The organism is Prevotella sp. LCP21S3_D2 (assembly GCF_052118345.1).
Lineage (GTDB): Bacteria > Bacteroidota > Bacteroidia > Bacteroidales > Bacteroidaceae > Prevotella.
Genome location: NZ_JBQKHJ010000008.1, coordinates 122,081 through 131,783, shown reverse-complemented (window position 1 = coordinate 131,783; position 9,703 = coordinate 122,081). Strand labels below are relative to the sequence as shown.

Annotated in this window: 10 protein-coding genes; 3 read left to right on the top strand and 7 right to left on the bottom strand. The window is 43.3% G+C overall.

Annotated features, from left to right (window positions below; all coding sequences use genetic code 11):
* Positions 1 to 563 precede the first annotated feature (563 nt).
* Positions 564 to 734, bottom strand: coding sequence for a hypothetical protein (locus ACTQ16_RS07605; RefSeq protein WP_441936834.1), 171 nt, complete (start codon positions 732 to 734; stop codon positions 564 to 566).
* Between the two features lie 172 nt (positions 735 to 906).
* Between ACTQ16_RS07605 and ACTQ16_RS07600 the strand changes: the two genes are divergently transcribed.
* On the top strand, positions 907 to 1,209 hold the full coding sequence (locus ACTQ16_RS07600) for a hypothetical protein (protein ID WP_441936832.1): 303 nt from the start codon (positions 907 to 909) through the stop codon (positions 1,207 to 1,209).
* A gap of 49 nt (positions 1,210 to 1,258) precedes the next feature.
* Here ACTQ16_RS07600 and ACTQ16_RS07595 read toward each other — a convergent pair whose 3' ends face one another.
* Positions 1,259 to 2,932: a DUF262 domain-containing protein gene (locus ACTQ16_RS07595; protein WP_441936831.1), complete on the bottom strand. Its 1,674-nt coding sequence runs from the start codon at positions 2,930 to 2,932 to the stop codon at positions 1,259 to 1,261.
* 823 nt (positions 2,933 to 3,755) lie between these two features.
* A complete protein-coding gene (locus ACTQ16_RS07590) occupies positions 3,756 to 4,241 on the bottom strand; it encodes a hypothetical protein (RefSeq protein ID WP_441936829.1) in 486 nt (161 codons plus the stop codon).
* Positions 4,242 to 4,666: 425 nt separating this feature from the next.
* Here ACTQ16_RS07590 and ACTQ16_RS07585 point away from each other — a divergent pair, with 425 nt between their 5' ends.
* Complete coding sequence (locus ACTQ16_RS07585) at positions 4,667 to 4,894, top strand: hypothetical protein (protein WP_441936827.1); 228 nt, start codon at positions 4,667 to 4,669, stop codon at positions 4,892 to 4,894.
* A gap of 71 nt (positions 4,895 to 4,965) precedes the next feature.
* Positions 4,966 to 5,175, top strand: coding sequence for a DUF4248 domain-containing protein (locus tag ACTQ16_RS07580; protein ID WP_441936826.1), 210 nt, complete (start codon positions 4,966 to 4,968; stop codon positions 5,173 to 5,175).
* Positions 5,176 to 5,460: 285 nt separating this feature from the next.
* Here the strand turns inward: ACTQ16_RS07580 and ACTQ16_RS07575 are convergent, their stop codons facing one another.
* The 4 genes from ACTQ16_RS07575 to ACTQ16_RS07560 all read right to left on the bottom strand — a co-directional run bounded on the left by ACTQ16_RS07575 (position 5,461) and on the right by ACTQ16_RS07560 (position 9,697).
* On the bottom strand, positions 5,461 to 6,354 hold the full coding sequence (locus tag ACTQ16_RS07575) for a YitT family protein (protein ID WP_441933564.1): 894 nt from the start codon (positions 6,352 to 6,354) through the stop codon (positions 5,461 to 5,463).
* Between the two features lie 41 nt (positions 6,355 to 6,395).
* Complete coding sequence (locus ACTQ16_RS07570; RefSeq protein WP_089542938.1) at positions 6,396 to 6,581, bottom strand: DUF4250 domain-containing protein; 186 nt, start codon at positions 6,579 to 6,581, stop codon at positions 6,396 to 6,398.
* Between the two features lie 149 nt (positions 6,582 to 6,730).
* Positions 6,731 to 8,182, bottom strand: coding sequence for an NADH-quinone oxidoreductase subunit N (locus ACTQ16_RS07565; protein WP_441936825.1), 1,452 nt, complete (start codon positions 8,180 to 8,182; stop codon positions 6,731 to 6,733).
* Positions 8,183 to 8,197: 15 nt separating this feature from the next.
* A complete protein-coding gene (locus tag ACTQ16_RS07560) occupies positions 8,198 to 9,697 on the bottom strand; it encodes a complex I subunit 4 family protein (RefSeq protein ID WP_118063202.1) in 1,500 nt (499 codons plus the stop codon).
* Between the last annotated feature and the right edge of the window lie 6 nt (positions 9,698 to 9,703).

The following is a 9,703-nucleotide window of genomic DNA, read 5'->3' as shown; positions in this document are numbered from 1 at the left end:
TTTGCAACACTAAGATAAGTGAAAATTCTGACATGGCAAAATCCTGGGCAACTTTTTGTTGCTCAGGAACTTATAAATAAAGTTAAATTATAGTGTTGCGGAATTAAGGATATATAAATTATTGCTACAAAAACAACATATTTAATAGCAAAATGTCATTTTTAAGGATAAAAACAAGTGGTTGACCCATATCAAGAAAAACATATTGCAATGATATTTCTCGGCAAAAGATGCCGTTATTCGATAAAAAAGTGTTAACTTTGCACTCGTATTTAAGGAATAACAAATAATAAATTTTAAAAAGGTTAATAATTATGATGACTATTTTTACAATGGCTTTCGCCGCAGTTATGTTTTCAGGTATGGTTTTTTGCATGGGCATGTTCTTGAAACACGTAGTAAACTCAATTCCAGAAATGACTAACATGAGCCATTCTGTTAGCTTGAGCAAGTAAGAATAGAACACTACGATATACATAATATATATATGAATCACTTTAGAAATAGAGAGAGATTTATATAAAGATGGGGCGGGTTCCTTTTACGGAACTCGCCCCTCTTGCTTAATATTCCATCGAGAAGGTGATACCTCTTCGCATCATATCCTTCACAGTTGGCTTCAGTCTTGTCAGGAAGCCCTCCCATGAACGGTTCTTCTGGAAACTCCATCCTGCCTCTGCCAAAGCTAGCGAACGAGGATATGCCTGATAGCACGCCATGCAAAAGTGACACATCCTGGCTGAATCTTCTTGAAATCGGTCTCATACCAGAACATCGGAGTCTTGTGATACTGGGTACGGAGCAAGTCGATGATGCGGTCGAAGAGAAAAGTCAGTAACTTATGAACCGTTACTTGGCAAGCAACAGATAATCAATAAGATTTGGACACAGGCTGGCATGAAGGCGTTGGCAGAGATAGCAGACATCTATCCACGTATGACGAGCATTCACGACAGCAGCCTATTTGACGATAGCTTCGCAATGGACTTCATTAATTATGGCGACAAAATTATCTATTGTGAAATGTACCTGTATGTTGGCTACATCAACGAGGCAACCAACTTTGCTGAAAGCCAAAGTGGCGGTGGCAGCGATACCAAAGACTGGAGACGTGAGAAGGACGAAGATGAGATAGAATGGATAAGACGGTATTTGCGGCAAGCAACTCGGATGGTAAAGCCCAAGTGCGGACGAAAAATAAAGCGATAGATATGCAGCCTCAATGGAAGGTGTAGACTTCCATTGAGGTCATAATTTGTTAGAATGTTGCCATCACAAAATCAACAATAAGCTCTTTTCTTTTGTCAATTTTAGCCTTATCCCAAAGATGATCCTGTTCCGTCATGTTACGGATTTCCTGTTGCTGGAGTAACTGGGTATAGGTGTTTCGTTTAGCTTCAAAAGTAATGTTTCCGATAGATTCGTTATGATGGCCAGAAAGCAGCAAGTAGTTTCCGAGGCAATTTAGATACGACTCTCTAAATTCATCATCGTATGGGCAATAGCCATTATTTGCATCTTGATTTTCTGTATTTGGAGCAATATGCTCACACTGAGATTTCTCCACTGCATCATAACGTTTCAGCCCATAGCCAGACTTGCCCTTTTCTATGAGGTGATTCTCATAAAGCCAAAGGATGATTTTGGCAATGCCATGCCCTCCATCGAAATTGCCTTCAAGCATACGCTTGAACTCCACGTTGTTCCAATAATCCCACCATCCGTCTGTTGTAGTCTTCATCCATCCTATATGATTAACAACAGCATGAACGTCACCTTCAAATTTCTTGAAGACATCATTCAATCTCCATGTGAGTACAGCACGTGTACCAATAACTCTGTGACGCAAGAATATAGAGGTTAGAGCCTTGGCTAATAATCTGAAATCGTCATCAGAAACGCCATTGCTATAAGCCTTGATTACAAATGGAAAAATAATAGCAGGCTGGCCGATAATCCACAGTGTGTGTGCCATAATATCCGTTTGCTCGTTGTGGAAGAAAACGGTCATTTGTTCAAAACTGTCAGCAAGCGAATGGGTGAAACTGCGAATGAATTTGATGCGTGAATCATCTTTCCCTAATTCTTCATCCACTTTTTGCAAGGCATTGCTTGCATCCAGGCTATTGAAGTACACACGCAAAGTGTATGTGAGTATATCATCTTCATCTATATTACCTTCTATCTTTGATATAGATTTGTAGATGTGTTCAAAGCGATTCTTTACCTCGCTTATCAACTCTGCTTTCTCATCCTCCGATGTACAATAAAGATGAATATTGTATAGGAACTGCGCTTTGATTATTTCAAGATTGGACGGTTTTTTGCCACGGTTGTTCTGGAAGATGAACATTTGGATGGCTTCAGCCTCGTCCTTTACTGTATGCGTAGTGCAAGTGGCATTTACGACTGCGTCTAATATATCGTGCAATGACTCCTCGTCATAGGTGTTCAGTTGACTCACAAAGTAGTCGTAAGCCGCAACAATACGTTTTTGTGATTCTGTCTCCAACCCATTACGGTCAGTTTTTATTTTATTGATGACATAGTCACGGAACAATTGATTGTCGTAATCAACAGTAGAGAATCTGTAGGTTTGTCCGACTTTCACAAGAGTGCCATAAAGAAAAACGTCATCCTCAGACAAAGCCCCTGCCAACTCTTCCAATCTTCTGTAGATAGCGGAGATGAATATAGTAATAGTGGTCAGACGCTGTTGACCGTCAATGATGGCAAAATTGCGACTGCCTTTATCCTCGAACAGAAAATGTCCGAAATAATAACTTGATGCCGTATGGCTTTCTACATAATCCTGCAAGTCCACAAGAAACTGCTTTGTCTGCTTGTCTTCCCAGGAATATGCCCTTTGATATGTCGGGACAAAGATTTTGTTGCCCGACAGCATTTGATTTATAGTTGTTGAAGCGTCCATAATGAAAACATTTAAAAGTCTATGAGTTTAATTGCAATGGCAGTGCAAGCTTCCGCATTATTCTGGTCGAAACGAGCAACGCCGAAAGCCCCCACGCCTGTGTACGTATATAGAAAGCACTCTTGACAACGAACGACAAAATCGCTCGAAGCCAATGAGGGCTGTATACAATACACCTCATGAGGCGTTCCCGTTGCTTTGTTCTTAACAACTTTGCTCGAACTGCCAGATTCTTACTGCGTCAAAACCAAAGCATGCAGTTACGCCTTATATGTATATATGTCTGCCCAACCTCTGCCCATCGGGGCTTCCGGTATGGGTATAGACGTTACAAAGATAACACTTTTATCTTGGAAACCACTTGGTTTGGCAGGAAAAGTATGATCTTAAGGTTTGGTTTAACATTGTTTAATATAAATATGTCAAAGAAATCCACTTTTGCGTGATTTTTCCTGCTAAAAAGTTTGTATTATCAATGATTACTCGCATCTTTACACCGTCAGTTCCCACCAAGCCTCTCAACGATGCTCAAATGCGTGGGGCTTTTTTGTTTATATGCGTATATGGCAACAAGAATTCCGTTTATAAAAACATATTCCACGCCCCATGAGTTAGTGCAGCTACTCAAAACAAGAGGTATGGAGTTTTGAATCTTGGATTAAAATCTTTACTTTTCGTATCTAATCAGGCTCACACGGATCTCACGGATTCAAACTACTTCCAGCCTCTACAGCTTTTGGTTTTACAGCACCCCCTTCCAACCAGCTTTCACCAGCAGGAAGGCGGCGCCTTAATGGTTCTAAATCAAACTAAAAAAATGAAATTATTGTTTTCCAATCTCGTCCTGGGCCTTCTTCAAGGCGCGGATTCTTAACTCCTTCTCTACTCGCTTATTCACTTCCTTCTCTATCTTGTCCTCAATAATCTGGTTGAGAGGACGGGAGAATGGATGCCAACCGTAATCGGCGTTCTCCTTCGTGTGACAGAACAACACCATGCAAACCTCCAACAATGCCTCCAGGCGAACCTCCTCGCTAGTATAATGGGGGAAAATCCAATTGGTAAAACGAACAAACTCGGAGAGCAACATATGCTCGCCCTTGTTCAAATGGGTGAAGAAACTGCGGGTCAGGTGAAACGCTTTCTTGATGTCACTCTTCTTCAACACCCAGGCACGCATGCCTTCGGTCAACTCATGATAAGTCGCCTTCTCTGAATAAATGTGCTTGGCAGACTTCACTAACTGGTTTGAAAACTTGTCGAAACGCTGCTCGGCAGTCTTCGACGAAATCTCAGCCGCGAGCTTCAACTTCTCAGCGGCAGAAAGTAGGAATTTCTTTTTTCCATCGTTCCTTTTTAAACAAAATTAATACTTAAATTATTTATTTTTACCACAATGTGGTAATTTTCGATTTCCTATATCGCCCTTTTGTCGTAACTTTGCTGACAGTTACCGAATGGTGAACAGCGGGGTGAACACTTGCCCCAAGCATTCACCTTTTCGGCTCAGGGGTGAACCCTAATAAAAAGAACTTTGTATATACAGCGCATGCTAGAAATATAAGAGTCTCTATTATAATGGGTTATATTGTGTTTTTAACACATTATTAACGCTAAAGGTTGGCATCGGGGTTCACCCTTCACCGACTTCATCGCCAAGTGTTCACCCACACTCTTTCGTAGAGTACGTTGCAAACAACGGATTAGTATATTAACAACTGATAATTTTAAAAAATGGAAAAAGAACCAAACAAAAGCATGAATGGGACAACTACGATGCCATCGTACTTCCCTTGTATCAAATCTTCGGAGAGCCATCCACTCGCCGACTTCCTAAAACCTACCTACATGTTCCAGCTCGACTTCGACCATGTGAAGAAGGAAGATATGGTCATAGAGAAGGAACCTATCGAGCTGAACAGCGACGCTGCCGTCGATCCTACGGATACTTTCGGGGACTAAGTATCTTACATTCAACCTGTAAGTATGTTACTTTCAACCCGTAAGTATAGTACTTAAACATCAAAAGCTATATGGATATAAGAAGCTATACCAAGCAGGAACTGGCTCTGCTCTATTTCCCCGATTCGTCACCCATGGTGGCAAGTGCTCATCTGATGCGTTGGATTTGTCGCAATCCCGACCTTCTGAAGAAGCTTCATGAAAGCGGATACGACAAGAACAGCAAGGAATTCACACCTATGCAAATTTCCTATATTATCTATTTTCTCGGCGAACCATAGGCTTCCAAGTATGAGAAAGTATGAGAAAGTGTGAGCAAGTATGAGAAAGTATGAAGTGGCGTTTTCTGATTTCGTATCTTTGCATTGTCATTCAAAGAGGATGATGCTCCTGCCCCATCGGGGGTAGAAGGATACTATCACTAAATTAACCACTTTATGATTCAGTACGTGTTAAAAAAGAACATCAATGAGAAGATGCCGAATGCCTATGGCAAGTTCTTCGCCTATCCGGTCATCACTCAGACCTGCGATACCTGCGTGACATGCCAACAAAAAAAGCATGGATTAAACTCCATGCTCTTTTTTGCTTTTATATTTAATCTTGTCAAAACCTTCACCATACACACCGATAACGGCACTCTGACTGACAAAGGCATGTGGATCTATCTCACTGATAAGACGGAAGATAGCAGGAGCCTGGCGCTGCTTGGCCAGCACGAACAGCATCTTCACATCCTGACCGGAATAAAAACCGCTGGCATTCACCACCGTTACTCCCCTATCAGCATCTACATTGATGCGCTTGCCTATCTCCTCATACTTCTGCGAAATGATAAAGAACTGTACGCTTCGTCTTCTGCTGTTTACCACCTGGTCGATGCAGAATGCCTGAACGCAAAGAACTACATAACCATATAACACCTTCTCCCAATCGTGTACCACCAGATAGCTGGAACTGATGATGAAGATGTCACATATCATAATCACTCTACCAAGAGAAATGTCGCGATACTTGTTGACGATGGCTGCGATGATATCCGTACCACCCGTACTTCCACCAACAGAGAAACCGAGTCCGATTCCGCAGCCACAGAAAACGGCACCCAGGAAAGCAGCCCATAAAGGTTGGTTTTCCAAAAGATGAACATCACCTAAACGGCTGGAGAAGAAAGAGGTCAGGATGGTTACCACTATAACGGCATAAACAGTCTTGACACAGAACTTTGCTCCCAAAATCTTGAACGCACATGTTAATAAGGTGGCGTTGACGATAAAATACGGAATTTGCACAGGGCAACCGGTTGCCCAATAGATAATACTGGAGATACCAGGAAGTCCGCTTGCTGTTACATTGGTTGGCAAGAGGAACACGTTCCATCCAATAGCGTAGGATATCATACCCATCGCAATCAAAACATAGTCTTGTACAGACTTCCACAAGGGTCGAGGAGAATTCATATTTAATTAATAGTTTATAATTAATAGTTTATAGGGCACTCTTACCAAAATTTCTTCTGCTGCTCTGACCACTCAAAGCCCTGAGTAGCCATTTTGGTTTCTAATGCTGCACGGTTCACATTGAAGTGATTACAAATCTCATCGAGTGTTTCAAACTCGTGGTCACGAAGCAGGAAGTTGATGGCGCTTACGAGCATCGGAACATCATTCATTGGTAGCTTATCCATTTTTCTATTGATAATTAATAATTTATAATGTATAATGGAGGCACCATGCCTCTTTCGGGGTGCAAAATTACTGCAAAATTCAGACAATACCAAAAAAAATCCCAGCAATCTTTTACCGATTGCTGGGATTTTTATAAATTATTGATGATTTACGCATTCACTGCAACTGAAATCCAGTCGAAGACGAATGAGCAAATACCGAATGCTACGATACCTACGGTGCAGATAGCAAGCACCAACTTGGTTGAGCATGCGCTCTGGAAAGTAGGAAGCGGATTATCGCTGTGCTTGATGAACATAGCCTTCACGATGAGCAGGTAGTAGTACAAGCTGATAACAGTGTTTACCAACGCGATGAATACTACGCCGTATGCCCAGGCTCCCAATGTGGTGTGGATGTCGTGTGTACCAACTGCTGCCATGAACACGAAGAACTTCGAGAACATACCGGCGAATGGAGGAATACCACCCAATGAGAACAATGCCAAGGTCATCAGGAATGCAAGACGTGGATTGGTCTTGTACAAACCATTGTAGCTGTCCATCTGAACTGTACCGTTGTTGTGCTCCTCAATAGATGAGATGATGGTGAAGACGCTCAGGTTGGCTACTACGTAAATCAATACATAGTAAGTCAGGGCGCTCACGCTCATCGCTGAGTTACCTACCACTGCCAACATGATGTAACCTGCCTGAGAAATAGAAGAGAATGCCATGAAACGCTTCAGGTCGCTCTGACGGATGGCAAACAGGTTGGCGATAGTGATAGAAAGTACAATCACGATGTAAAGCAACACGGTCCAGTACTCTACCATTGGCTGGAACACCTTCATGAGGATAGCGCAGAGAGTAAACGCTGCAGCACCCTTAGATACTACTGACAGATAACCTGTAACTGTAGTTGGTGCACCCTGGTATGAATCGGCTGTCCAGAAGTGGAAAGGAACCAAGGAAATCTTGAAACCGAGACCACTGAAGAAGAATACCATACCGGCGATGGTCAATGGTGATGCAGAGATAACCTTTGCGATATCATCGAAGTACAAAGTACCACAAGCAGCATAGAGCAGAGAGATACCGTAAATCATCACACCACTAGAGAAAGTAGCGGTCAAAATAAACTTAGCTCCTGCCTCAGCAGAATTGTGACGGTACTTATCGAATGCTACCAAGCAAGCCATTGGCACTGATGCCATTTCAAGACCGAGGAAGAACAGGAGGAAGTGGTTGGCACTAACCATCATGTTCATACCGAGCAAGGTAGAGATAATCAGCATATAGAACTCACCCTCCTTGAAGGCTGTGTCCTTGCGGCTCAACCACTCCTTAGCCTGTACCATCACGATGAGGGTACCCAGCGCCAGGATGGTCTTCAAGACACCGGCAGCAGGACCTGTTGTGTACATGCCGCCAAATGCCTCTGTGGCTTCTGTTGGGAAGATATTGATGACAATGTGAGCCACCATCAAGAGACATACCAGAGGATTGAACCACTTACGGTCTGCGCTCTTGGAACTGCAGAAGTCAGCAATGAAAGTGATCAACAGAACTACCATCAGGGTAGCTTCTGGAATCATATTTAAAAATTGACTGTAATTCATTTCTTCTGATATTTATTACATGATTACACTAAAGATAGGACCGACAGCGTCCATGATAATCTCCTCTGCCCAGAGTGGGAACATACCGAGACCTGCAACGCAGGCGATAAGACCTGCTACAGCGATACGCTCGTCCCAGGTAGCATCGTGAAGCTTCTCCAACTTTGGATTAGGAACCTTCTGATAAAGGATCTTACCAACACAACGCAGGATGTAAACCGCAGTTACTACGATTGAGGTACATGCGATGATGGTACATACACGATGGAATGTATCTGCATTCTGGAAGGCACCTACGAAGATGGTCATCTCGGCTACGAAACCAGAGAAACCTGGCAAACCGAGGTTAGCCAAACCAGCTACTGCATAACCTACAGAGAGGAATGGAATAATCTTCATCAAACCACCCAGATAACGTACGTCACGTGTACCAGCCTGATGGTAAATCATACCGATAACGGCGAAGAAGAGGGCGGTCATCAAACCGTGAGACAACATCTGGAGGATTGCACCAGTAGCGGCTGTCTCGGTCATCATACAGAGAGCGAAGAGCACCATACCACAGTGAGATACTGATGAGTAAGCGTTGATGTACTTCAAGTCGGTCTGTACACATGCTGACAAAGCACCATATACGATAGAGATAGTAGTCAGTACGAGGAACACCTTGATCCAGAATCCGTGAGTAGCAGCTGGCAAGAGGAACATGGCGATACGGAAGCAACCGTAACCACCAAGCTTCATCAATACACCGGCGTGCAACATAGATACGGCTGTTGGCGCACTGGCGTGACCATCAGGAGACCATGTATGGAATGGGAACAGCGCACCGAGGATACCGAAACCGATGAAGAGCAATGGGAAGAACACGTTCTGCACGCTCTCAGGGATAGCGTGAGCACCATTGGTATGGTGAGCGATATCCAGGATTTCGAAGGTCTGAGCACCACTGTAGAAGTAGATTCCCAGGATACCGATAACCAAAAGGGCTGAACCACCCATCAACATCAAAGTCAACTTCATGGCTGAATACTCCTTTGCACCACTACCCCATACACCGATGAGGAGATACATAGGAATCAGCGCAACCTCATAGAACATGAACATGGTGAACATGTCGATAGAGATGAAGAAGCCATATACACCGATGCTCAGGAGTGTGAACCAGAGGAAGTATTCCTTCTTCATTGGCTCCATCTGCCAGGAAGCAAATGTACCTGTGAACACGATGATAGAAGTCAGGAGAATCATCACCACTGAAATACCATCCACACCGAGTGAATAGTTGATGTGCAATGGTTCAAACCAAGGCACACAGTAGGTGAAGAGCATCGGAGCTTGGTCGGCTGGCATTGTCTCACGAGCTTCGAGAAATGCAAACACCAAATAGATGGAGAGACCGAGCAATACGCTGGCACCTGCTACCATCACACCACGAACCTGCTTGTCGTTGCGTGCCAACCAGAGGCCGAGCAACATCAGGAGTGGTACTATGACGAATATACTTAAATTCATTTCTTT